At 70.1% G+C, this 22,184-nt stretch carries 17 protein-coding genes and 1 riboswitch; of the genes, 7 read left to right on the top strand and 10 right to left on the bottom strand.

Going from position 1 to position 22,184, the window contains the following annotated elements; all coding sequences use genetic code 11:
• The first annotated feature begins 46 nt into the window (after positions 1–46).
• Positions 47–1,300: an MFS transporter gene (locus CYJ26_RS07390; protein ID WP_244902046.1), complete on the top strand. Its 1,254-nt coding sequence runs from the start codon at positions 47–49 to the stop codon at positions 1,298–1,300.
• 16 nt (positions 1,301–1,316) lie between these two features.
• Entirely contained in the window at positions 1,317–2,690 is a 1,374-nt protein-coding gene (locus tag CYJ26_RS07385; RefSeq protein ID WP_244902045.1) for a DUF4921 family protein, read from the top strand.
• A 129-nt stretch (positions 2,691–2,819) separates the two neighbouring features.
• Here CYJ26_RS07385 and CYJ26_RS07380 read toward each other — a convergent pair whose 3' ends face one another.
• The 8 genes from CYJ26_RS07380 to CYJ26_RS07345 all read right to left on the bottom strand — a co-directional run bounded on the left by CYJ26_RS07380 (position 2,820) and on the right by CYJ26_RS07345 (position 13,482).
• Positions 2,820–3,695 carry a glutathione S-transferase C-terminal domain-containing protein gene (locus CYJ26_RS07380; RefSeq protein ID WP_006547661.1) on the bottom strand — a complete coding sequence of 292 codons (876 nt, stop codon included), beginning with the start codon at positions 3,693–3,695 and terminating at the stop codon, positions 2,820–2,822.
• Between the two features lie 279 nt (positions 3,696–3,974).
• On the bottom strand, positions 3,975–5,717 hold the full coding sequence (locus tag CYJ26_RS07375; protein WP_006547662.1) for a dipeptide ABC transporter ATP-binding protein: 1,743 nt from the start codon (positions 5,715–5,717) through the stop codon (positions 3,975–3,977).
• Positions 5,717–7,393 (bottom strand): ABC transporter substrate-binding protein, encoded by a 1,677-nt coding sequence (locus tag CYJ26_RS07370; RefSeq protein ID WP_006547663.1) that lies wholly within the window; start codon positions 7,391–7,393, stop codon positions 5,717–5,719. Before CYJ26_RS07370 ends, CYJ26_RS07375 begins: the two co-directional genes overlap by 1 nt.
• A gap of 172 nt (positions 7,394–7,565) precedes the next feature.
• Positions 7,566–8,552 carry an ABC transporter permease gene (locus tag CYJ26_RS07365; RefSeq protein ID WP_006547664.1) on the bottom strand — a complete coding sequence of 329 codons (987 nt, stop codon included), beginning with the start codon at positions 8,550–8,552 and terminating at the stop codon, positions 7,566–7,568.
• Positions 8,549–9,553, bottom strand: coding sequence for an ABC transporter permease (locus CYJ26_RS07360; protein ID WP_180950871.1), 1,005 nt, complete (start codon positions 9,551–9,553; stop codon positions 8,549–8,551). The genes CYJ26_RS07365 and CYJ26_RS07360 overlap by 4 nt, the downstream gene beginning before the upstream one ends.
• Positions 9,554–9,770: 217 nt before the next feature.
• Positions 9,771–10,574, bottom strand: coding sequence for an ABC transporter ATP-binding protein (locus tag CYJ26_RS07355; protein WP_101638217.1), 804 nt, complete (start codon positions 10,572–10,574; stop codon positions 9,771–9,773).
• Positions 10,571–12,364 (bottom strand): ABC transporter permease, encoded by a 1,794-nt coding sequence (locus CYJ26_RS07350; RefSeq protein ID WP_244902044.1) that lies wholly within the window; start codon positions 12,362–12,364, stop codon positions 10,571–10,573. Before CYJ26_RS07350 ends, CYJ26_RS07355 begins: the two co-directional genes overlap by 4 nt.
• Positions 12,361–13,482: a thiamine ABC transporter substrate-binding protein gene (locus CYJ26_RS07345; protein WP_034234526.1), complete on the bottom strand. Its 1,122-nt coding sequence runs from the start codon at positions 13,480–13,482 to the stop codon at positions 12,361–12,363. The genes CYJ26_RS07350 and CYJ26_RS07345 overlap by 4 nt, the downstream gene beginning before the upstream one ends.
• 57 nt (positions 13,483–13,539) lie before the next feature.
• A riboswitch (TPP riboswitch) is annotated at positions 13,540–13,644 on the bottom strand.
• A gap of 89 nt (positions 13,645–13,733) precedes the next feature.
• On the opposite strand from CYJ26_RS07345, the gene CYJ26_RS07340 reads away from it, so the two are divergent.
• The 4 genes from CYJ26_RS07340 (at position 13,734) to CYJ26_RS07325 (ending at position 19,197) form a co-directional block, all read left to right on the top strand.
• Positions 13,734–14,825 carry a YdcF family protein gene (locus tag CYJ26_RS07340; protein WP_034234523.1) on the top strand — a complete coding sequence of 364 codons (1,092 nt, stop codon included), beginning with the start codon at positions 13,734–13,736 and terminating at the stop codon, positions 14,823–14,825.
• Positions 14,826–14,910: 85 nt separating this feature from the next.
• Positions 14,911–15,213 (top strand): DUF4235 domain-containing protein, encoded by a 303-nt coding sequence (locus CYJ26_RS07335; RefSeq protein ID WP_048685590.1) that lies wholly within the window; start codon positions 14,911–14,913, stop codon positions 15,211–15,213.
• A gap of 71 nt (positions 15,214–15,284) precedes the next feature.
• A complete protein-coding gene (locus CYJ26_RS07330; RefSeq protein ID WP_101638215.1) occupies positions 15,285–17,747 on the top strand; it encodes a (Fe-S)-binding protein in 2,463 nt (820 codons plus the stop codon).
• A 157-nt stretch (positions 17,748–17,904) separates the two neighbouring features.
• On the top strand, positions 17,905–19,197 hold the full coding sequence (locus tag CYJ26_RS07325) for an MFS transporter (protein WP_101638214.1): 1,293 nt from the start codon (positions 17,905–17,907) through the stop codon (positions 19,195–19,197).
• A 12-nt stretch (positions 19,198–19,209) separates the two neighbouring features.
• On the opposite strand, the gene CYJ26_RS07320 is transcribed toward CYJ26_RS07325, so the two are convergent.
• Positions 19,210–20,043 (bottom strand): uracil-DNA glycosylase, encoded by an 834-nt coding sequence (locus CYJ26_RS07320; protein ID WP_101638213.1) that lies wholly within the window; start codon positions 20,041–20,043, stop codon positions 19,210–19,212.
• A complete protein-coding gene (gene yczE / locus CYJ26_RS07315; RefSeq protein ID WP_006547673.1) occupies positions 20,036–20,722 on the bottom strand; it encodes a membrane protein YczE in 687 nt (228 codons plus the stop codon). The genes CYJ26_RS07320 and yczE overlap by 8 nt, the downstream gene beginning before the upstream one ends.
• Before the next feature lie 91 nt (positions 20,723–20,813).
• On the opposite strand from yczE, the gene CYJ26_RS07310 reads away from it, so the two are divergent.
• Positions 20,814–22,181, top strand: coding sequence for a replication-associated recombination protein A (locus tag CYJ26_RS07310; RefSeq protein ID WP_101638212.1), 1,368 nt, complete (start codon positions 20,814–20,816; stop codon positions 22,179–22,181).
• The last annotated feature ends 3 nt before the right edge of the window (positions 22,182–22,184 follow it).

Below are 22,184 nucleotides of genomic sequence, written 5' to 3'. Positions count from 1 at the left end.
CACCAGATTCGCCATACCCACGCCCGCGCCGGTCTAGATTCGCCCCATGGCAGCACTTCTTGCTCGTCAGGTCGCCACCAACGAGCCTCCCACCCAGATGCCTCCCCGATCCTGGTCACTGACCTTGAGCCTGACGATGCTCGGGCTCTTCTCCGCCTGGTTCGGCCCGATCCAGGTACTGCTCGGCCTGCAGGCCTCCCAGGTCGCGCCAGGCCACAAGGAGGCCACGCTCTCCCTGGTCACAGGCCTCGGCGCCCTGGTCTCCACGCTCGGCAACCCCGTCTTTGGGGCCTTGTCTGACCGCACCACCAGCCGCTTCGGACGTCGCCTGCCGTGGATCGCCGGTGGCCTGGCTCTCGGCGCCGTCGGGCTCATGGTGCTGGCCAGCGCCCGCGGCGTGGCCGGGATGGTGGTGGGATGGTGCCTGGTCCAGGCCTTCCTCAACGCCACCTTCGCCGCCCTCAACGCCTCGATCGCGGACCAGGTTCCTGTGGAGCGTCGGGGCCTGGTCTCCGGGCTTATCGGGGTGGCCCAGACCGCCGGGCTCGTGGCCGGAGCGGGGCTGGCGGCCGCCGCCGGCTCCACCCGCACCGGCTACCTCGTCCTTGCGGTGCTCGTGGTGGCCCTCGGCCTGCCGCACGTACTGGGCGCCCGCGACCTGCGGCTGCCCGACGGCGCCCCTCGCCCCACGCTGCGTCATGTCATGGCCGGCTTCGTCCCGCCGCTGCGGCGCTACCCCGACTTCGGCTGGGCCTGGCTCACGCGATTCCTGGTCAACCTCGGCAACTCCACCGGGACGCTCTACCTGCTGTACTACCTCATGGACGCCGTCGGCATGGAGGCAGACAAGGCGGCGACCGGGGTCTTCATCCTCACGGGCATCTACGCCCTGACCGTCTTCGGCTCCACGGTGATCGGCGGGGTGTGGTCAGACAAGGTGGGCCGGCGCAAGCCCTTCGTCATCGCCGCCTCGATCGTGACCGGCCAGGCCTCCCTGGACCTGGCCCTGACCCAGAACTGGGTGGGTGCCGTGGTTGGTGCGGTCATCCTCGGTATCGGCTTCGGGGCCTTCACCTCCGTGGACTTCGCCCTGGTCACCCAGGTGCTGCCGAGCTCGGGCGACGCCGCCCGCGACCTGGGCATCATCAACATCGCCTCCGCCGGAGCGCAGGTCCTGGCTCCCGTGCTCGCCGCCCCGGTGGTGACCCACCTGGGTGGTTACACGACCCTGTACGTCATGGCCGCCGTCGTCTGCCTGCTGGGAGCAACCTGCGTGCTGCGCATCCGGACCGTGGCCTGAGCGCGAGAATAAGGCCATGGCTCGTCTCATGCCCTACGCCCCCGAACCCGCTGCGCTGACCCAGCTGGCGGACGGGACCATCAAGCAGATCAGTCCCTTCACAGGAACCGAGGTGTGGACGGTTCCTGGACGCGGCAACCGCCCGATCTCCCACCCGGTCCAGCAGGTACGTCCCCTCACCGAGCACGACCGCACCTCCTCGTGCGCCTTCTGCTGCGACCGCTACCTGGAGACTCCTCCGGAGAAGGAACGCGTGGTGGCCCGCGGCGGCGAGGCAGCCAGCGGCGGGGCGGCGCCGTCGGCCTTTGAGAGGCTGGACGGCGTGCCAGCCAGCCGGCTGTTCGATACCGTGGCCGAGTTCCGCCGCGTCCCCAATCTCTTTGAGATCCTCACCTTCGACTACTGGCACGCCAACCACGGCTACGAGGTTCCCGACGCCGCCCGCGAGCGCATGGAGGCCTACCTGGCCGAGCCCGAGGGAGCCGCGCACGTGGCCGCCGTGGCCCGCACCAAGCTGCGCGCCTCCGGCCAGGACCCAGAGCTCTGGGAGTCCATGGGCCCGGCCGAGCAGCGCCGTTACCTCGCCGCCTTCTTTGCCGGCGGTCACGACGTCATCGTCGCCCGCCGTCACTTCACTGACTCCGCCACCGACACCTCCGCACTGGCCGGTTCGGGGACGCTGACCCCCGCTGAGCACCGCGCCTACACGCGCCTGGCGGTGCACTCGGCGCAGTCCTTGTACGAGGCCAACCGGTGGGTGCGCTACGTCGCCGTCTTCCAGAACTGGCTGCGGCCGGCCGGCGCCTCTTTCGATCACCTGCACAAGCAGCTGGTGGGGATTGACGAGCGCGGGGTAGTCAATGAGCTGGAGCTGGCGCGCGTGCGAGCCAACCCCAACCTTTACAACGAGATGGGCGTGGACTATGCGGCCTATCACGGGCTGCTCGTGGCCTCCAACGAGCACGCCGTGGCCTTCGCCGGCTTCGGCCACCGTTACCCGAGCCTGGAGGTCTACTCCACCTCGGCCACCTGCGAGCCCTGGCTCATGAGCCGCGAGGAGGTCGACGCCGTGTCCGACCTCCTCCACGCGCTGCACGCGGCCACGGGCGCGGACGTGCCGAGCAACGAGGAGTGGCACCACAAGCCGCTGGACGTGGACCAGCCAATGCCGTGGCACGTGACGCTGAAGTGGAGGGTCTCCACGCTGGCTGGGTTTGAGGGCGGGACGAAGATCTACCTCAACACCATTGACCCGTGGAGCCTGCGCGAGCGGGTGGTCGCACGCCTGGAGGACCTGCGGGCCGACCGTCTCATCGCACCGATGGCAGTGGGCGACGAGTGCCCGACCACGCCGAACCGGCTCCTGTACAACCCGGTGCTCTCCCGCTGAGGCAGCCGCCTCGCCCTATCGGCATCAGAACCGTGGTTTCGCGCTCAGGAACGGTGCTGGGACGCAGCCCCAGGGACGTTCCTGAGCGCGAAACCACGTTCGTAAGGATCTCAGGGAGGAAGTCAGGGCTCAGAGCCCGAGCGCGCTGCGTTCCTCGGTGCCGACCCAGCCTGAGCGGCTCTCCAGGGCCCGGAACCAGCGAGCCAGAGCCGGCCAGAAGGAGATCGACGGCGCCTCGCCGCCCGGATACTCCTGCCGCCCGCCGTACTCGTAGGCCTGGACGGTCGTGAACAGGCGGATGTCGCTGCCGGTGGGCTGGTCACCGCACAGGTACTGACCCACCGCGACGACGGCGGACAGCGCCGGCCCGTCCTGCATGGTCAGGGCCGCCTCGCGCGAGGCCTCCATGTGGGTGGCGCGGGCAAGCAGGGTGTCAATGACGTCAAAGGCGACGAGGACTCCGTGGGCAGCGGCCTCCGCCTTGTCCGGGTCCGTGGAGTGCGTGGCCACACCGTGGCCGCGGTTGACGTGGTAGCCGACCCACTCGTCCCAGGCGTCGGTGGAGTTACGGCGGTTGATCGGATAGAGGTCGGGGGCGCCGGGCCGGTGCAGCTGCCACCAGGAGGTCGCGAGGTCGAACAGGAGGTTGCCGGAGTCGTCACACACGACCTGGCCGGTCGTTATGTCCACGAGGGCCGGGACCGTGGGAGGCGGCGTGTAGCCCGGGGTCGTGGCGTAGACCTCGGCCAGGGAGCGGGCATGGAGGAAGGGATCCGTGCCAGGCTCGCCGTCGCCGTCGGTCAGCTCCCAGAAGCCGTCCTCGCCGCGCCCGTAAGACCATGAGACGGGGATGGCATCGCTCAGACCCAGCAGGCGGCGGACAATAAGGACGCGGCGGCACCAGGGACAGGCACCGGAGGCAACCAGCCGGTAGCGCCCGGCCTCAGGGCGCAGGGTGCCCTCAATTCCCTTGTCTGAGAAGCGGTACGAGGTAGCGATACCCATGATGGTCCTCTCCGGTCAGGTTCGGATCAGCTCACGCAGGCTTGCAGGTGCAGGTGCAGGTGCAGCCTGGCAGGCCCTGCGTTCCATGGTCCCTGACCAGTCTGCCCCTGACCCGCGATTTTCCCGGAGGCGAAAGCCCGCCACCGACCACCTATGCTCCCACGGACCACGTATGCCGCGACCGACCACGGGATTCGCGCGAATCCCGTGGTCGGTCGGGGCGTTGGTGGTCGGTCAGCACACACGTGGTCGGCCAACACGCACGCGGTCCGTCGGCGCTCAGGCGGCTCGCAGCTCGCGACGCCGTGCCTGCACGTCAGGGTCAGGCACCGGCACCGCCGACACCAGACGCTGGGTGTACTCCTCCTGCGGACGAGCCAGCACCTGCTCGGTCACGCCCTCCTCCACCACGCGCCCGGCAGACAGGACCACCGTGCGCCGGGCCACCGAATCGACGACGGCCAGGTCGTGGGAGACAAAGAGGCAGGCAAACCCCAGCTCGACCTGAAGATCACGCAGCAGGTCCAGGACCACCGCCTGGACACTGACGTCCAGGGCGCTGGTGGGCTCATCAGCGATCACCAGGCGCGGGTCCAGCGCGAGCGCCCGGGCGATCGCCACACGCTGACGCTGACCACCGCTCATCTCATGCGGGTAGCGGTCCGCCATCGAGGCAGGCAGCCGCACCGCATCGAGCAGCTCCGCCACCCGCGCCCGGCGAGCCGCGGAGTCATAGCCACCGTGGACCACCAGCGGCTCGGCAATCGAGGATCCCACCGTGCGCCGCGGGTTCAAGGACGAGGCCGGGTTCTGGTAGACGACGCCGGTCGCACGCCGAGCCGGCAGCAGGTCACGCCGCCGCGCCCCAGCCACCTCGACGCCGCACACACGCACCGAGCCCGACGCCACCGGCACCAGCCCGGTCAAGGTCCCGGCGATGGTGGACTTGCCCGAGCCGGACTCGCCCACGAGCCCGAGGACCTCACCAGCGCTGATGCTCAGGCTCACGCCGCGCACCGCGTGGACCGAGCGCCGGCCGTTGCGGTAGACGACGTCGAGGTCCTTGATGACCACGACGTCCTCCTGGTCCGGATCCGTGGGCACGCTCTCACGCACCACGGCCTCAAAGGGGTTCTCCTGGCGCAGGGAGTCCAGGCGAGGCACCGCCGCCAACAGCTCGCGGGTGTAGGGGTGAGTGGGGGCGTGGAAGATCTCGCGCACGGCTCCGCGCTCCACGATCCGCCCCTGACGCATGACGGCGACGTCGTCCGCCACGTCAGCCACCACCGCCATGTCATGGGTAATGAGCAGGATGGCGACGCCACGCTCGGTCAGGGAACGCAACAGGGCCAGGATCCCGGCCTGGACCGTGACGTCCAGGGCGGTTGTGGGCTCATCGGCGATGAGGACCGGCGGGTCGCAGGCCATCGCCAGAGCGATGCAGGCACGCTGGAGCTGTCCGCCGGAGAGCTGGTGGGGGTAGGAGCGAGCAATGCGCTCAGCCTGCTCACCCTCGCCCAGTCCCGCCAGGGCCAGCAGGTCCAGGACCCGCGCGTGAAGCTCACGCCGCGGCCGACGGCGGTGGCGGGATTCGTGGGCGCGCACAGCCTCACCCACCTGGGAGGCGATGGTCTCCAGCGGGTCCAGCGCCGTCGTCGGCTCCTGGAAGATCATGCCGGCCAGGCGACCTCGCACGTCATCCAGGACGCCGCGCGAGGCACCCACGAGCTCAACGGACTGGGAGCCGTCGCGTAGCAGTGCGCTGCCCGTGACGGTGGCGGTGGAGGGGAGGAGACCCAGGGCACCCATCGCCGTGACCGACTTGCCCGAGCCGGACTCACCCACCAGGGCGAGCACGCGTCCGGGCACGAGGTCGAGGTCGACCTCGGTACTGGCGGGCACTGGGCTGCCCGCAAAGGTCACGCCGAAGCCCCGTAGGGACAGGGCCGGCGCCGCCTGACCGGCCGTGGCCGATCCGGGCATCGACGCCGCAGCGGCGCCCTGGGTCTCCTCCGCGGTCATCAGGCGCTCACCCCGACGGTGAGGTAGCTCGGGTAGGCCGGGTAGGACTCCACGGAGAAGCCCGTCACGCCCGATCCGGCCAGGAAGGAGTTGCGACGGTTAGCCAGAGGAACGATCGGCACGTCAGCCGCGATCTTCTTGTCCAGCTCGACCCACTGGGCCTGGGCGTCAGCAGTGTCGAGGGTGCCCAGGGCCTTCTCGATCGCCGCGTCCACCTCAGCGTTGGAATAACGGCCGAGGTTGTAGCCGCCGTTGCCGATCTCCGAGGAGGCGAAGAGCGGCTGGATGTAGGCGCCGGCCGAGGGGAAGTCGGCGTTCCACGAGCCGATGACGAGGTCGTAGGTCGAGCCGTCACCGCGCGAGGCCCGCTCGGAGTAGGTCTCGGCCTCCACCGGGTCAATGGTGACCTTGAGACCGGCCTCGGTCAGGGACTGCGCCACTGCCTCGGCCACGGCCTGGTAGGCCGCCGAGTTGGCGGTGAGCAGGACCAGGCTCGGCACGTCCTTGGAGGCGAAGGTGGCCTTGGCCGCCTCGACGTCCGCGGCCACGCCCTCGTAGTCCTCGCGCCCGGGGATACCGGGGGCGATGATGGTCGTGGCCGCCTCGGCGCCAAGCTCGCCACCCAGGGCGGAGACTACGGTGGCCTTGTCAATGGCCTGGGCGATCGCCGTGCGCACCTCCAGGTCGCTCACGCGCTCGGTGTTGATCGCCAGGTACATCAGCGGGCCGCCCTCAGGGGTGGTGGCCAGGCGGGCCTTGGCGTCGGCGTTGCCGGAGACCTGAGCGAGCTGGGCCGCGGCCACCAGGTCCGCGCCGAAGGCGTTGGCGTCATCGCCCGAGGAAGCGATGAGGCGCTGGGTGGCCGTGGACTCGTCCTGGCTCAGCTCAAAGACGATGGTGTCAGGCAGGGCCAGGCGGATGTCGTCCGTGTCAGCCGACCACTTCTCGTTGCGCTCCAGTGTCGCCGAGACGCCGGTGGAGTACTCGGCCACGCGGTAGGGGCCGGAGGCCACAGGCGTGCGCGCGTAGGTGGAGGGGTCATCCTTGTCCTCGGGCACCGGGGAGAAGGCGGGCTGGGCCACGATCCAGGGCCAGTCGCCGTAGGCCTGCTTGAGGTGGAAGATGATCGTCTTGTCATCCGGGGTCTCGATGGAGTCCAGGTGGGATCCCTCGTAGGGGCCCTCGTAGCCCTCGGCGTCAGCCAGCAGTGCCTTGTGGTAGGTCAGGCCCCCGGCCAGCGAGGCCGCGAAGGTGCGCTCCAGGCCGTACTTGATGTGGGCGCTGGTGATCGCGGTGCCATCCTCGAAGGCCAGGCCGTCCTTGAGGGTGTAGGTCCAGGACAGGCCGTCCTCGCTCACGGTGCCGGTGTCGGTGGCCAGGTCAGGCACCACCTCGGCGTCCTTGCCCTCGGCCAGCTTCCAGGTGGTCAGGCGGCGGTGGACCAGGCCCAGGGAGGTCATCGGCATCGACTGGCTCTTGGCGGGGTCCCAGTTGATGTCAGTGGAGGAGGTGAGGATGCGCAGCGTGCCGCCGGCGGTGGCCGTGGCCGCACCGCTGGCGCCCGAGCCGGAGGCAGAACGCTCGTTGGCCCCGCAGGCGGCGAGCGTCAGGGCGAGGGCGGACATGCCCGCGCCGGCAAGGAGGTTGCGACGGCTGAGGGTGAAGGTTCGTGCCATGGTGATGCTCTTTTCCTACGGGGTGCGCAGCCCGCGGGCGCGGGCGCGTGTTCTCTGTGGTCCCGGCCCGCAGGCCGGGGGCTTGTGGTCCGACGGCGGGGCCCGCCGTCGGGAGCGGGCTCGGCTGAGCCCGCGGCCGGGCCCGGTCGGCCCGGCTGCGACGTCGTCGTCCTCAGACCCGAGGGTCGATGAGGGCGGCGAAGGCGTCGACGAGAAGGTTGGCGATGATGACGAAGGCGGCGGCCACGAGCGTGACCCCCATGACCACGGGCACGTCGACCGTGCCCACGGCGTCCATGAGCAGGGCGCCCAGGCCCTGCATGGAGAAGACCCGTTCGGTGATGACCGCCCCGCCCAGCATGGACCCCAGGTCCAAGGCGAAGTAGGTGACCACCGGCAGGGAGATGTTGCGCATGACGTGCCGACCGATGACCCGCTTCTCAGGCAGCCCCACTGCCCGGGCGGTGCGCACGTAGTCCTCGCCCATGTTCTCCAGCATCTCGCCACGCACCATGCGGGCGTAGATCGCGGCGGAGATCAGCGCCAGCACCGTCCAGGGCAGGATGAGGTGCCAGGCCCAGTCCACGGGGCTCTGGCTCAGCGGCACGTAGCCGGAGACCGGGACCATGTCCAGGGTGAAGCCGAACAGGAGGATCCCCAGCAGCCCCAGAAGGTAGGAGGGGGCCGAGACACCGAAGACCGTGCCCGTCATGATGAAGCGATCCAGGCGCGAGCCGCGGCGCAGCGCCGAGATCACTCCCGCGCCCACACCCACGATGAGCCACAGGATCGCGGCACCGACCGCGATCGAGGCGGTCACCGGGAGCCGGGAGACCACGAGGTCGGTCACGGGCGTGGACAGGCGGAAGGAGTAGCCCAGGCAGGGGGCCGAGCAGACCACGGCGCTGGCGCCCTGGCCGAAGGTACGGCCCTGAACGATGCCCACGAGGTAGTGCCAGAACTGGGTGTACCAGGGCTGGTCATAGCCCATGAACTCGCGCGCCCGCTGGAGGTTGTCCGGGGTGCAGGGCTTGCCGCAGGCCAGCCCCGCCGGGTCGGAGGGCCACAGGGAGAAGATCGCGAAGGTAATGAAGGCGATGATGATGAGGACCAGGAGCGTCTGGACCAGACGCGAGGCCAGGAAGCGCAGTCGGTTCATCGGTTCTCACCGGTCCTGGGGTCGAGGGCGTCGCGCAGCCCGTCACCAAAGAGGTTGAAAGCCAGGGTGACCAGGAACAGGGCGGCGCCGGGGAAGAGCAGGTACCACGGGTCCGTGCTCACCCAGGTCACGGCGTTGCCGATGGACCGTCCCCAGGACGGGGTCGGCGGGGCCACGCCCACGCCCAGGAAGGACAGGGCGGCCTCGGCGGTGATCTTGCCGGGGATCGCGATCGTGGTGAAGACGATGATGGTGGCCACGAGGTTGGGCAGGACCTGGGTGATCAGGACGTGGCCCTGGGAGGCTCCCATGGCGCGCGAGGCGCCCACGAAGGTGCGTCCTCGCAGGGCGAGCGTGCGGCTGCGCAGGACGCGCGCGGTCGAGGGCCACCCCAGGATCCCGATGATGAGGATCATGACAAGCACGCGCGGGGCGGTGGCCGGGATGATCGCCGAGATCGCGATCATGAAGACCAGGTGCGGGAAGCCCAGGGTCACGTCCGTCAGCCGGGAGACCAGCACGTCCCACCAGCCTCCGAAGTAGCCGGCGCTCAGCCCCAGCGCGATGGCAATGACCATGGACAGGACCGTGGCCCCCATGCCGATGGAGAAGGAGGTGCGGGTGCCCTCGATGACGACGGCGAACAGGTCGCGTCCGGTCTGGGGCTCCACGCCGAAGGGGTGTGCGGCACTGATACCGCCGAAGCTGCCCAGCGGCAGACCGGAGCCGTCCAGGGCGTCAAGGTCGTAGGTGTAGGGGTCCACGCCCACGACCTTGGTGATCAGGGGCGCGAAGACGGCGATCAGGGTGGTCAGTGCGACGATGACGGCGCCGAAGACGGCGCCCTTGTCCTTGCGCAGGCGACGCAGCACGTAGCGCCACCCTGTGGGGCGCTCACCCACCCGGTCCACGTCCGCGGCCGCGGGGGTCGCCAGTTCGCCAGCGGTGGTCTGCTCGCTGGGGGTGGCGTTGTTCTGGGTGTCCTGGGAGGACAGGGGCACGGGGGCACCTCACGGGGTCTTGCGAGCGCGGGAGCGCTCTGGCGAATGGGTGTGAAGCCGTCGTCAGCGACAGCAGCAACAACACATTCGCTTGGTCATGCGACCGCGACCTCTCCGTAGGCAGGCGACGCCGGTTGCGGCGCCGTGATGACTGGGCAAGACGCTAGCAGCGTCCACGGTGGTTGACGAGTCAGGTTCTTGTTTAGAGACGAGGCTCTCAGGCCGACTCGACCCCGAGGAAGCTGGCGACCTGCGCCGAGCCGGGGTGACGACGCAGCTCGTGCATCGGCCCGATGGCCAGCAGGTGGCCAGCATCCATGACTCCCACGCGGTCAGCCACCGTGGCCGCCTCAGCATGGTCGTGGGTGACATACAGGGCCGTGGTGCCCTGGTCGGCGAGGATCCGCCGCAGGTCCACGGCCAGCTGCTCGCGCATGGCACGGTCCAGGGCACTGAGCGGCTCGTCCAGGAGCAGCAGGCGCGGACGCGGCGCCAGGGCGCGGGCCAGGGCCACGCGCTGGGCCTGGCCGCCGGAGAGCGTGGTGATCTCGCGCCCTGCGTAGCCGGACAGCCCCACCAGCGTGAGCATCTCCTCGACCCGGGCGCGTCGGCGCGCCCGGGGCAGCCCAGTCAGCCCGTAGGCGACGTTGCCAGCCACGTCCCGGAAGGGGAAGAGCTGCCCGTCCTGGAACATGAGGCCGAAGCCGCGCCTGTGGACCGGCAGGGAGACGACGTCGTCGCCGTCCCAGCAGATCTCGCCACCGGCGAGGTCCTCCAGCCCGGCCACGGCACGCAGCAGGGAGGACTTCCCGCAGCCGGATGGCCCCAGGAGCGCCACGACCTCGCCCCGGCCCACGGTGAGGCTGACGCCGTCGACGGCGCGCACCGGGCCGGTGGCCGGCGCGCCTCGGCGCCGTGCGGGGGCCGCAGGGTAGGTGATCTCCAGATTGCGGATCTCTAGCCCCGTTGCCGCGGGCGCCGGCGCGCGGTCGCGGGCAGGGCTGGTCGTGACTGGTGTCATGGTCTCTCCTCCCTCGTCGCCGGCAGCCTGACCGGCTCGCGGCTGCGCCGCAGGTGCATGGTCTGGGCCCGCTCGCAGGCGAGCATGATGGCTGCCGTCCCGGCTGCCAGCACCACACCCGCGGCCAGCCCCATCCCCTGGTTCTGCGCACCAGGGGACCCGATGAGGCGGTACAGGACCACGGGCAGGGTCGGGGTCTGGGGGCGGGCGAGGAAGGACGTCGCCCCGAACTCCCCCAGGCTCGTGGCCAGGGCGAAGCCGGCCGCCAGCCCGCCGGCGCGCAGCAGATGCGGCCCGTCCACCGTGGCCAGCACCCGGCCGGGGCCTGCCCCCAGCGCCGCGGCGACCTCACGCTGACGCGGATCGATGGCCCGCAGCGCCGGCAGGAGAGTGCGCACCACCAGTGGCACCGCCACCACGGCCTGGGCCAGTGGCAGGATCCACCAGCTGCGAGTCAGCACCAGGGGAGGGCGGGTGAGCGTGATGAGGAAACCGAAGCCGACCGTCACGGCGGAGACTCCCAGCGGGAGCATGAAGACCGAGTCGAGCAGGACGACTCCGCGGCGCAGCCACGGCGAGCGGGGCCGGCGGGAGACCACGAGACTCACCGCCGTCCCGATAGCCAGCGCGATCACCGCCGCCGCAGCCGCCACCCGTAGCGAGTTGCCGGCGGCCTGCCACACCGTGACGAGCAGGGCATTGCGACCGCCAGTGGTGGATAGGTCCGTGTAGTTGGCCAGGGTCCACTGCCCCCCGCGGCGCAGCGAACGCGCCAGGAGGACCACGACGGGACCGATCAGCAGCCCGGCCACCACCATGAGGGTCAGGGCCAGGGCCGGCAGGTCGGCGCGGCGCAGGCGCGTGGGCGGTACGTCCAGGTGCAGGCGCAGCCAGGCCTGGGAGGCCCTGCGCGTGCGCTCGGTCAGCCACAGCACCGCAGCGATGCCCAGCAGCTGGAGGACGGAGAGCACGGCTGCCGCCCTCAGGTCGAGGTACTGGGCGGTGAGCACGTAGATCTCGGTCTCGATCGTCCCGATGCCGGTGCCTCCCAGGACCAGGACGACCCCGTAGGCAGTGGCGCAGAAAAGGAAGGTCAGGGAGGCGGCCGCCGCGATCGTGGGAGCGAGGCTGGGCAGGGTGACGGTGTAGAAGGCGCGCCAGGGTGAGGCTCCCAGGGTGCGTGCTGCCTCCACGGCGCGCGGGTCCAGCCGGGACCACATGGTGCCCACCATGCGCACGACCAGCCCGTAGTTGAAGAAGACCAGGGCGGCGACGACGGTGAGGACCGAGCCGTCCAGGGCGCCGTCGGCCACGCCGCCCAGCGGGCCGCCGCGGGTGACCAGGGCGTGGAAGGCGATACCGACGACGACGCTGGGCAGGACGAAGGGAACGGTCACCACGGCCCGCAGCAGGTCCCGTCCCGGAAAACGGCGCCGGTAGAGCACGCAGGCCCCCGGGAGGCCGAGCAGGACGCAGATCGCGGTGGCGGCGCTGGCCTGGAGCAGGGTCTGGCGGATGATGCGCCAGGTACGCGGGCGCGCCAGGACCTCCACGAAGCCAGACAGGTCGAGGGCTCCCTGCGGTGCCAGGCCACGAGCCAGCAGGCTGGCCACCGGCCAGGCGAAGAAGACTGCCAGGAAGACGACCGGCGCCGCCACGGCCAGGAACCAGCCCAGGCGCTCAGACGGCGTCGTGCTCGGACCTCGCCGGAGCGGGCGGGCGCGCCGCCCCCGCCCGGCCTGCGGCGCGCGGGCGGCAGGCCGGGGGGCGGGTCCAGGCACGGCGCTCACGCGCCGACAGCCTCCGTCCATGTGGCCAACCAGGCCTCACGGTTGGCCGCGATCGCGTCTGCCTCGACGGTGACCGGGGAGTCAGAGACCTTGCCAAAGGCCGTCATGGCCTCGCTCAGCGTGGCCTCGGGACTGACCGGGTACATGTACATGTTGTCCGGGATCGAGGTCTGGACATCGGTGGACAGCATCCACTCGATGAAGGCCTTGGCGCCCTCGGGGTTGGCGCCACCTGCCAGCGCGCCGGCGTACTCAACCTGGCGGAAGGCGGTGGCCAGCACCGAGGCGGTGGAGGAGGAGGCGCCGTCCTCACTCACCGTGGCGGCCGGGGAGGAGGAGTAGGAGACCACGATCGGGTAGGTGCCGCCCTCACCACCGCCGGAGAAGTCGGTGTAGTAGGCGTCGGTCCAGCCCTCGTCGATCTTGGTGCCGTTGGCGACCAGCTGCTTCCAGTAGTCAGCGAAGCCGTCCTCGCCGAAGTGGCCGATCGTGGCCAGCAGGAAGGCCAGGCCCGTGGAGGAGGTCGAGGGGTTGATGGTCACAAAGAGGTCCTTGTACTCCGCCTTGGTCAGGTCCTCAAAGGAGGTGGGCGGGGTCAGGCCCTTGTCCGCGAACCAGGAGGAGTCGATGTTGACGCACACCTCGCCGAAGTCGATCGGCGCGAGGGCCGGGGTGGAGTCGACGACGTACTGCTCGGCCCCGTCCGGCAAGGTGACGGTGACGGAGGTGTCGATGACGCCCTCGTCCAGGGCGCGAGAGGCGAAGGTGTTGTCGATGCCGAAGACGGCGTCGCCCAGCGGTGCGTCCTTGGTCAGGACCAGCTTGTTGACCAGCTCGCCGGCGTCGCCGCTGGGCACGATCTCCAGGGTGTAGCCGCTGTCCTTCTCAAAGGCCGCCACGAGCTCGTCCGGGACGTGGAAGGAGTCATGGGTGAGCACGGTGACCTTGGATCCTGATCCGGCCGCGGAGCCGGAGGCGGTCGAGGAGGCGGAGCCGGAGCCCTTCGAGCCGCAGGCGGCCAGGCTCGTGCCGACGGCGCCCAGGGCCAGGACGCCAAGAAGCTGACGGCGGGTGGGGGCAAGGACTCGGTGGGTGATGGGGTGGGTGGCCTGAGCCATGTGGTGGTCTCCTGGATCGATGTCAGGAGGGCTCGCGCACGCGGCCGATCCGCGGGCGCGGGGAGAAGCTCGACTTCCTTCGCCGGTATGAACCGGAGCAGGTTCGAGGGTCTGCGGTCTTCCGCACTCTCAGCGCCCGACGGCGCTCCCCTGTCGTGAGGCCGAGTCTATCCTGGAAAATATCGACGCTCGATGCAGTCTTTTTCTGCACAGGATGCAAGACAGTCACCGGAGGCGAGAGGAGCAGGACCGTGGAGGATGTCAGTATCTGGAGCGTGGCGTGGGACCTGGGCTTCGTCGTGCTCTGGTCCGTGCTACTCGTCTGGTCCCTGCGCCGCGACCACCGCCAGCTACGCTGCGGCTTCTTCGCGCTGCTGACGGCCTACAGCCTGCTGGGTCTGCTGGCGATGCTCACCTCGTACGTACCCGGCATGCGGATCCTGGTTCTCCTGGCAGCCTTCGCCTGGTTCCTGCTCATGGCCATGCTGCCGCTCATGCTCGTACTTAACGGTCTGCGGGTCCTGCGCCGGGAGGGTAGGCGGCCCGCTAACCTCCTCAGCCTGCTGCTGGGCATCGGGCTGGTCGCGGCCCCGGTATGCGCCGTCGTCCTGGTGTCCCTGACTCAGGCCTGGTCCATCGCCGCAGCAGCCGAGCTCTTCGCCGCCTGTCTCTACCTAGGTAGCTTCCTCATCATCCTCCTGGCCCAGACGCTGGTGCAGCGGGTGTGGGGCGGGCGTCGTGCGGTGCCCCATCCGGACGCCGTCGTCGTCCACGGCGCCGGACTGATCAACGGCGCCGTGACACCGCTGCTGGCCTCGCGCATCACCACCGGCGTGGAGATCTGGCAGGACGAGGCCGCCAGGCGCCAGAAGTCCTCCTCCGACGGCGAGGCCGCCAGCGGCAGGCCAGTCCTGGTGATGAGCGGCGGCCAGGGAGACGACGAGCCCACCAGCGAGGCCAGTGCGATGGCCGAGTACGCCGTGGGCCTCGGGGTGCCGCGCGAGGACATCGTGCTGGAGGACCGCTCCACCACCACGCGCGAGAACATCGCTTTCACCCGTGAGCTCCTAGCAGACCTGGGCGCTCGCCACAACGTCTCCTACGACCAGGTCCTGCTGGTCACTTCCTCCTACCACGCCGTGCGTACCGCGATCCTGGCCTCGGACATGGAGACGAGCTGGGCCGTCGCCCCGGCCCCGACCGCCCGTTACTACGTCATCAACGCCTGGCTGCGCGAGTACGTGGCCGTGCTGACCTACCGGCGTCGCGCGGCGGCGGTGTGGGCGGCCCTGATGGCCCTCATGGCGGTGGGCTTTGCCGCCCTGTACCTGCTGAGCCTGTAACCCCTTGTCCCTCGCAGCGGGCAGCGAGCACAGTAGGATCGCGACAGCGCCGCCGCGGGCGCATGAGATGACTTCGGGAGGACCTATGTCTCGCACCCCCTCCGCCGGCATCGCCTGGCAGGCGACCGCCGCCCTGACCACCCTGGCTGCCGGCTTCATGGCCGACCGCGCCATCCGTGCCGCCTGGCGCAAGGGCAGTGGCAAGCCGGTTCCTACGGACGAGGACCTGCTGGACACCCCGGTCCTCCAGATCGTGGCCTTCGCCGCGATCTCCGGCGCGATCGCCGGCGTCGTCCAGCAGCTGAGCCTGCGCAAGGCCGCGTCCTGGTACGGCGGTGCGGACTTCAACCCGCTGCGCCCGCAGACCATCACGGCGATCGAGGACTGAACTGGCGTCATCTCCAGCCGCACGTCCTTGCTGCGCGCGAGGATGTCGCACCCCCTGAGTAGGCTGGCCGCATGACCTCCTTGATGATCCTGCGCCTGGTGTGCTCGGTCGTCGTCTGCGCCTTCACGGGCGTCGGCGTCGCCCTGTTCGCACGCGCCTGCCTCGTCATCATCGCCCGGATGCGTCTGGGGCGCCCTGCTGAGGACCGCAGCCAGCGGCCGTGGCGCCGCACCACCCGGATGCTGGGGGAGATCCTCAGCCACCGGTCCTTCCGCGCACGCGTCTGGATCGCCGTGGCGCACTGGCTGGTCATGGTCAGCTTCCCGCTGCTCGCCCTCACCTTGGTCACCGGCAACGGGCAGGTCCTCGGCGGCCCGGGCTTCTCCCTGCCCTGGCTGGACCACCAGGCCTGGTGGAGCTGGATCGTGGAGGTGATCGCCTGGCTGAGCCTGGCAGGAATCGTCGGGCTCATCCTCGTGCGCCGTCGCCTGACTGCAGGCGGCAGGGCCAAGCCTCCTTTCGATTCCACGAGCGAGGGTGGGACACGCACCCGCTCACCTCGCTTCTCCGGCTCCTCGGCTGCTCAGGCCGTCTTCGTCGAGGCCGTGGTCCTCATCGTCGTCACCTGCGTCCTGGCACTGCGGATGCTGGAGGCCACACAGCTGCACCTGACCGAGCCCCACTCCCCCCTCGGCTCCTGGAGCCATTACCCGCTCACCTCCTGGGCCGTGCCGCTGCTCAGCCCGCTGGGCGTCACGGGGGTCGAGGCAGCGATCCTGGTCGTGGCCACGATCAAGGTCGTGGTCTCGATGAGCTGGATGGTCGTCATCGGGCTGCAGCCGTCCATGGGCGTGGCCTGGCACCGCTTCCTGGCCGTCGTCAACGTCTGGGCCCGGCGGGAGGTCTCCGCCGCGCCCACAACCTCGACCCAGCAGGACCGTCCCGCCGTGGGGTCCAAGGCCCTGGGACCGGCCAAGGAGCTGGTCTTTGACAACGCGCAGGGGCATCCCACGACTCTCACGGCCCAGACGCTGGACGATCTGGACACCGCCATGGAGGCAGCCGAGGAGCAGGATCGCGAGATCACCCTCGGCGTGGGCCGCATCGAGGACTTCACCTGGAAGGGACTGCTCGACTTCTCCACCTGCACCGAGTGCGGACGCTGCCAGGACCTGTGCCCGGCGTGGAACACCGGCAAGCCCCTGTCCCCCAAGCTCTTCACGCTCGCCCTGCGTGACCATCACGCTGCAGCCGCCCCCTTCCTCAAGGCCGCTGCGAGCCTGGGAACCTCGCCCCATGAGGTCACCGAGGAGCAGGCGGCGGCCCACGGTGGGATCCTGCGCGGTTCGCGGAGCGGACTGGCCGAGGGCTCGGCGCATACGCAGGACGTGCTCGGTGCCCTGCTGGCAGCCAAAGCCGCCCCGAGCGAGTCCGGCGTGTCCACCCGGCCCGCGCCCCTGGTCGGCGAGGTCATCCCGGCGGACGTCCTGTGGTCATGCACCACCTGCGGAGCCTGCGTGGACCAGTGCCCGGTGGATATCGAGCACGTTGACCACATCATCGACCTACGCCGTCAGCAGGTGCTCATGGAGTCTGCCTTCCCCAAGGAGCTGGGGCAGATGTTCCGCAAGATGGAGTCCAAGGGCAACCCCTGGGGCCTGGCACCACGCAAGCGCATGGAGTGGGCCAAGGACCTCAGCTTCGAGGTCCCCGTGGTCGGCGTGGACGTTGAGGACGCCAGCGAGGTGGACTACCTGTTCTGGGTCGGCTGCGCCGGCGCTTACGAGGACCGAGCCAAGAAGACCACGCGCGCGGTCGCTGAGCTGCTGCACACGGCGGGGGTCTCCTTCGCGGTGCTCGGTGACGCTGAGTCCTGCACCGGGGACCCGGCTCGGCGCGCCGGCAACGAGATCCTCTTCCAGATGCTGGCGGGCCAGAACGTCGAGACCCTCAACGAGGTCAAGGCGCAGAAGATCGTGGTCACCTGCGCCCACTGCTTCAACACCTTGGCCCGGGAGTATCCGCAAGTGGGCGGGCATTACGAGGTCCTCCACCACACCCAGCTGCTGTCCCGCCTCGTACGCGAGGGCCGTCTCAAGCCGGCGCCCGCCCCGGCCACGAGTCCTCAGACAGGTCCCGGTGGCCGCACCAGCCTGACCCTGGCTGCGCCCTCGCCCACCGTCACCGTCCACGACGCCTGCTACCTGGGCCGCCACAACCAGATCTACTCTCCTCCTCGCGAGCTGGTTGAGGCCACCGGCGCCCAGACCGTGGAAATGCCACGCAGCCAGGAGCGTTCCTTCTGCTGCGGCGGAGGAGGTGCCCGGGCTTTCATGGAGGAGTCGATCGGCACCCGGATCGCAGTCGAGCGCTCGCGTGAGGCCATCGGCACCGGAGCGCAGGTCATTGCCACCGCGTGCCCGTTCTGCACCACGATGCTCTCCGACGGCGTGGCCAGCCAGGGCGCGCAGGTGCAGGTCATGGACGTCGCCACCCTCATGCTGGAGGCGGTCCGGCGAGGGCAGGAGGCCTGATCCAGGCGCCGTCTGCGCGCGCCACGCCTGGGTCTCTCCCGGCGTGATCACCTTCATGCCCAGCAAGACTCCTGAGGGTACTGACACGGCTCACGCAGTGCCCTAGCGTTATCACTCGCCTACCGAAATCTTCCCTGCCACCTCGCAAGGAGTTCCCGTGACTGATCATGGTCACGACGGCGGTCTGCGCGTCTACGCCTCTCTTCTCCGCCTGCCCCACGCCTCCCGCTCTGTCATCACCGGTGTCATCGGTCAGTTCCCCTACCCCTTCCTCGGGATGGGGCTGCTTATCGGCATCCGCGACGGCTACGGCTCCTACACGCTGGCCGGCGTCGTCTCCTCCGTCATGGCGCTGACCTCTGCCTTCACCGGCCCGGTGGTCGGCCGCCTCATCGATACCTACGGCCAGCGCCGCGTCGGCCTGCCGCTCGCCGGGTTCTGGATCTTCTCGATCCTGTTCATGTCCGCCGCCCTCCACCTGCACTGGCCGGCGTGGGTCATTGTCATGGGAGGCGTGCTCCTGGGCACCTCGGTGCCCTACTCCTCCATGATCCGCGGCCGGTGGACCTACGTGCTGCGCCAGCGACCCGGCCAGCTCAACTCCGCCTTGTCCCTGACCAGCACGCTCGAAGAGATGATGTGGGTCATCGGCAACCCCACGGCCACGGTGCTGGCTACCTCGGTGGCGCTTCTGTCCCCGATGGCCGCGGCCATCATCGCCATCCTCATCTCCATCTGGGGCTTCCTGCTCGACGACGCGATCGAGCCTCCCCCAACCGGTCCTCGTCACCGCAGCGCCGCCCCGGCCGCCGCAGGCGAGGCCGAGCCGGTCACAGGAGGCAAGGAGCAGCTCTTCACCATCGGATTCGTCGCCCTCCTGGCGATCCAGGTGGCCTACGGCGCCTTTATCGCCTCCACCAACGTCTCGGTGGTGGCGCTGTCAGAGGAGCTGGGGATGCCAGGCAGCGCGGGACTGGTCATCGCCTGCTTCTCCGGGGCCTCGATGCTGGGAGCCATCGGATACGGAGCGAGGGCCTGGACGTCCCCGCTGTGGATCCGCTTCTACGTGGGGATGACCATCGTGGCCGCAGGATCGGCGCTCCTGCTCTTCACCCACTCGCTCGTCTCGGCTGCAGCCGTGCTCTTCGTGGCCGGCCTGGCTCAGGCGCCCACGGTCGTCAACGTCAACCAGCTCCTCATCTCCATGACGCCCTCCTCGCGCTTCACCGAGGCGATGGCCATGCTGGGAGCCATGTTCGTCGTGGGCATGGCGGTGTCCAACCTGGTGTCCGGGCGCATGGTGGACCTGCTCGGCTCGCACGGCGGCATGCTCAGCCTGGTCGGCTTCGCGATCTCGGCGCTCATCATCGGCCTGATCGCCATGCGCCCGATCCGGCGGGCCACCACCGCACCGTCCATCCCCAAGGAGATTCTCGACGGCGATCAGTAGCCGGCAGGTCCTCTAGGGCAGTCCTCCCAGCGCCTTCGCCCGCGCCAGAACCTGGTCCAGCATCTCCTCGGTCAGCCGTCCGGTGAAGGTGTTCTGCTGGCTGGGGTGATAGCTACCCAGCAGGGTGACCTGACCGCCGTCGGGCCGGGTGAGCAGCGCCTGCGCGCCGTGACCGAAGTGCGGGGCCGGCCGTGGCACCTGCCACCCGGCGTCGCGGGCCAGGCGCAGCACCGTGCGCCAGGCGATGCCACCCAGCGCCAGCAGCACACGCGGACGCACCAGGTCCAGCTCCCGGGCGATCCAGGGCAGGCAGGCGGCCTGCTCCGCCGTCGTCGGTTTGTTGGCGGGAGGGGCGCAGCGCACGGCGGCCCCCATCCGCACACCCCGCAGCCCCTGGCCGTCACCGGCGTGGAGGGAGGTGGGCTGCATGGCCAGTCCAGCGCGGTACAGCGCCGCCCACAGCCAGTCCCCGGAGCGGTCTCCGGTGAACATGCGGCCGGTGCGGTTGGCTCCGTTGGCCGCTGGCGCCAGCCCGACGACGTAGATCGGCGCGTCCGCAGGCCCGAGCGACGCCACTGGCCTGCCCCAGTATGGCTGCCGGGCGAAGGAAGCCCGGCGCCCCGTGGTCGCGACCTCCTCGCGCCAGGCGACCAGCCGTGGGCAGGCCCGGCACACCGAGACCCGGGCGTCGAGCTCAGCCAGGGTGGCCTCCAGAGCGAGCTCGCGCACCTGTCGCGCGTCGTGGGCGACGGCGGTGGTCGGCTGCGCGGGATCGCCGGGCCAGCCCGTGCCCGGTGGCACGGGAGAGTCAAAGAGCTGACCGGTGACGGGATGTGCCTCAGCCATCGAGGGGCTTCTCCTGCTTCGTGACGGTGCTGCCCGGAGCCTTGACGCCGGGCCTCGGCAGCCGGATGATGCAGCGCTCCAGGAAGAACTGCGTCAGTGGGCCGATCGCCAGGGCGTAGACCACCGTCCCGAGCCCGATAGTCCCGCCGAGCGCCCACCCCACGAGCACCACGGTGACCTCGATCCCGGTGCGGACAAGCCGGATCGAGGCTCCGGTACGGGCGTGGAGCCCGGTCATGAGGCCGTCACGCGGGCCAGGGCCGAGCTGGGCGCCGATGTACATGCCTGCCGCCAAGCCGTTGAGGACCACACCCGCGATCATGAGGGCGATTCGCACCTCCGGGTGGTTCCAGGTCGGCAGGACGGCCAGACTCCAGTCCAGGGAGAGACCAATGAGGACGGCGTTAAGCACCGTGCCCAGACCCGGCCAGGTGCGCAGCGGGATCCACGCCGCCAGTACCAGGACACCCACGGCAATCGTGACCACCCCGATGCTCGCACCGCTCCTGAGGGACAGGCCCTGGTGAAAGACGTCCCAGGGGGCGTTACCCAGGCGCGAGCGCACCATCATGCCCTGGGAGGCGCCGAGGAGGACCAGGCCCACGAGCAGCTGGACCAGCCGGCGTGGCAGGCGCCCGGCGCGCAGCTGTGCGAGCGGGCCTCGGTCATCAAGGAGCACAGGAGGATCCTAGTGAGCCTCCGCCGGCGCCGGTGGCCGCAGGGCCCGCAGGACACCTGCCGATGTCGCTACCCACCTCTAGGCTCGTGCCATGACCAGCTCTCCCAGTCTCTTCGATGCCGCTGCCTTGGCGGGAGCCGAGGTTGATGACCCCACGCGCCCGCTGGCGGACCGGCTCCGTCCGCGTTCGCTGGCCGAGGTCGTCGGTCAGGACCACCTCCTGGCTCCTGAGGCACCGCTCGGGCGCATGGTGGAGGCCGGGCGGCTGTCCTCAATCATCCTGTGGGGACCGCCTGGATGCGGCAAGACGACCATCGCCCGCCTGCTGGCCTCCGGCACGGGCCTGGTCTTCGAGCAGGTCTCCGCCACCTTCTCGGGGGTGGCCGAGCTGCGCAAGGTCTTCAGTGCTGCTGCCCAGCGGCGTCAGATCGGCCAGAGGACTCTGCTCTTCGTTGACGAGATCCACCGGTTCAACCGCGCCCAGCAGGACTCCTTCCTGCCCTACGTCGAGGACGGCACGGTGGTGCTGGTCGGCGCCACCACCGAGAACCCCTCCTTCGAGCTCAACGGCGCTCTCCTGTCCCGCTGCCAGGTGCTGGTGCTGCACCGTCTGTCTGACCAGGCCCAGGCCGAGCTCATCGAGCGGGCCGAGAAGCTCAGTGGCCGCCGCCTGCCGCTGACGCAGCAGGCACGTCAGGCTCTGGTCGCGATGGCCGACGGCGACGGCCGCTACCTGCTGGGGATGGTCGAGCAGCTCTTGGGGCTGGCACCTCACCCCGGGCAGGATCGCGACGAGCCCTTGGACGTCGCCGGTCTGTCCGCCGTCGTCTCTGCCCGTGCTCCCCTGTATGACAAGTCCCATGAGGAGCACTACAACCTCATCTCCGCCCTGCACAAGTCGATGCGCGGATCGGATCCGGACGCCGCCCTGTACTGGCTGGCTCGCATGCTCGGCGGCGGTGAGGACCCGTTGTACGTGGCCAGGCGCCTGGTGCGCTTTGCCAGCGAGGACGTGGGCATGGCGGATCCAGGGGCGCTGCAGATGACCCTGGCCGCCTGGGACACCTACGAGCGGCTGGGCTCGCCTGAGGGCGAGCTCGCGATCGCCCAGGCGGTGGTCTACCTGGCCACGGCACCCAAGTCGATCGCCGTCTACCGCGCCCTCGGCCGCGCACGCAAGGCGGCCGCAGCCACCGGCTCGCTTATGCCTCCCGCGCACATCCTCAATGCTCCGACCTCTCTGATGAAGGAGCTGGGCTACGGGGAGGGCTACCAGTACGATCCGGACACTGCCGAGGGCTTCTCAGGAGCTGACTACATGCCTGAGGGGTACCCGCCGCGCGAGGAGCGCGAGGCCTTCTACGAGCCCACCGACCGCGGTCACGAGCGCCGTATCCGCGAGCGCCTGGAGTACTGGCAGGCGCTGCGCGAGCAGATCCGCGGCCGGCTGGCACCGTAACGC

Origin of the sequence: Actinomyces urogenitalis (assembly GCF_002861525.1) — a bacterium.
GTDB lineage: Bacteria > Actinomycetota > Actinomycetes > Actinomycetales > Actinomycetaceae > Actinomyces > Actinomyces urogenitalis.
The sequence above is the reverse complement of the archived record's forward strand: the minus strand, read 5'-3'. Positions and strand labels throughout refer to the sequence as shown.

Bases quoted from the DNA above. Each gene is read 5' to 3' on its own strand.
- CYJ26_RS07390 (WP_244902046.1), top strand. From the start codon at position 47: ATGGCAGCACTTCTTGCTCGTCAGGTCGCCACCAACGAGCCTCCCACC.
- CYJ26_RS07385 (WP_244902045.1), top strand. From the start codon at position 1,317: ATGGCTCGTCTCATGCCCTACGCCCCCGAACCCGCTGCGCTGACCCAG.
- CYJ26_RS07380 (WP_006547661.1), bottom strand. From the start codon at position 3,695: ATGGGTATCGCTACCTCGTACCGCTTCTCAGACAAGGGAATTGAGGGC.
- CYJ26_RS07375 (WP_006547662.1), bottom strand. From the start codon at position 5,717: ATGACCGCGGAGGAGACCCAGGGCGCCGCTGCGGCGTCGATGCCCGGA.
- CYJ26_RS07370 (WP_006547663.1), bottom strand. From the start codon at position 7,393: ATGGCACGAACCTTCACCCTCAGCCGTCGCAACCTCCTTGCCGGCGCG.
- CYJ26_RS07365 (WP_006547664.1), bottom strand. From the start codon at position 8,552: ATGAACCGACTGCGCTTCCTGGCCTCGCGTCTGGTCCAGACGCTCCTG.
- CYJ26_RS07355 (WP_101638217.1), bottom strand. From the start codon at position 10,574: ATGACACCAGTCACGACCAGCCCTGCCCGCGACCGCGCGCCGGCGCCC.
- CYJ26_RS07345 (WP_034234526.1), bottom strand. From the start codon at position 13,482: ATGGCTCAGGCCACCCACCCCATCACCCACCGAGTCCTTGCCCCCACC.
- CYJ26_RS07335 (WP_048685590.1), top strand. From the start codon at position 14,911: ATGTCTCGCACCCCCTCCGCCGGCATCGCCTGGCAGGCGACCGCCGCC.
- CYJ26_RS07330 (WP_101638215.1), top strand. From the start codon at position 15,285: ATGACCTCCTTGATGATCCTGCGCCTGGTGTGCTCGGTCGTCGTCTGC.
- CYJ26_RS07320 (WP_101638213.1), bottom strand. From the start codon at position 20,043: ATGGCTGAGGCACATCCCGTCACCGGTCAGCTCTTTGACTCTCCCGTG.
- CYJ26_RS07310 (WP_101638212.1), top strand. From the start codon at position 20,814: ATGACCAGCTCTCCCAGTCTCTTCGATGCCGCTGCCTTGGCGGGAGCC.